At 70.2% G+C, this 1,176-nt stretch carries 1 protein-coding gene; it reads right to left on the reverse strand.

Features of this window, described 5'->3' with window-relative positions:
• Positions 1-1,176 (reverse strand): beta-ketoacyl synthase N-terminal-like domain-containing protein (locus tag ACZ4V1_RS35875; RefSeq protein WP_468345366.1); only part of this gene is annotated, 1,176 nt, incomplete at both ends.

A 1,176-nucleotide genomic window follows, 5' to 3' on the forward strand; every position in this document is an offset into this window, starting at 1 on the left:
TTCACGACCCATACCCACCCACTGCGCACCCTGACCCGGGAACACAAACACCGCACCACCAGGACCACTGCCCCCACCAGGGACAAGACTCCTGAACAACGCCGCGTCCGACTCACCACCGGCAAGCGCACCCAGACCCGACAACAGCTCCTCACGCGAACCCGCGACCACCACCGCACGATCCGACAACACCGCACGCCCGGAGACGAGAGACCCCGCCACGCCGGCCGCCGAGACGGCCTCACTGCCCTCGATGTACGCGGCCAGCCGCTGCGCCTGCCCGGCCAGCGCCCCCAACCCCTTCGCCGACACCACGAACGGCAGCACCGCTCCACCGTCGACCTGCGAAGGCAACTCGGCCTCAGCCTCAGTCGCAGTCTCAGTTTCAGCCGGTGCCTGCTCCAGGATCACGTGCGCGTTCGTGCCACTGACACCGAACGACGAGACACCGGCCCGGCGCGGGCGCTCGCTCTCCGGCCACGGACGCGACTCCGTCAACAGCTCCACCGCACCCGCCGACCAGTCCACCTGAGACGTCGGCTCGTCCACGTGAAGCGTCGCCGGAAGCACACCGCGCCGCATCGACTCGACCATCTTGATCACACTCGCCACACCGGCGGCAGCCTGCGCATGCCCGATGTTCGACTTCAGCGAGCCCAGCCACAACGGCCGGCCCTCCGCACGCCCCTGCCCATAGGTCGCCAGCAGCGCCTGCGCCTCGATCGGGTCACCCAGCGTCGTCCCCGTACCGTGCCCCTCCACGACATCGACGTCCGCCGACGTCAGACCCGCACCGGCCAGCGCCTTGCGGATCACCCGCCGCTGGGCCGGGCCGTTCGGAGCCGTCAGACCGTTCGAGGCACCGTCCTGGTTGACCGCCGAACCCCGCACCACCGCGAGGACCTCGTGACCGTTCCTCCGGGCATCCGAAAGCCGCTCAAGCAGCAGGACACCCACACCCTCCGACCAGCCTGTGCCGTCGGCGGAGGACGAAAAGGCCTTGATGCGGCCGTCGGCCGAGAGCGCGCGCTGCCGGGCGAAGCCGATGAAGGAGTCGGGTGTCGCCATGACGGCCACACCACCGGCGAGGGCCATCGTGCACTCGCCCTGCCGCAGCGCCTGCGCCGCCAGGTGCAAAGCCACCAGCGACGACGAGCAGGCCGTGTCCACCGTCAC

The organism is Streptomyces sp. NPDC028991 (assembly GCF_055564775.1).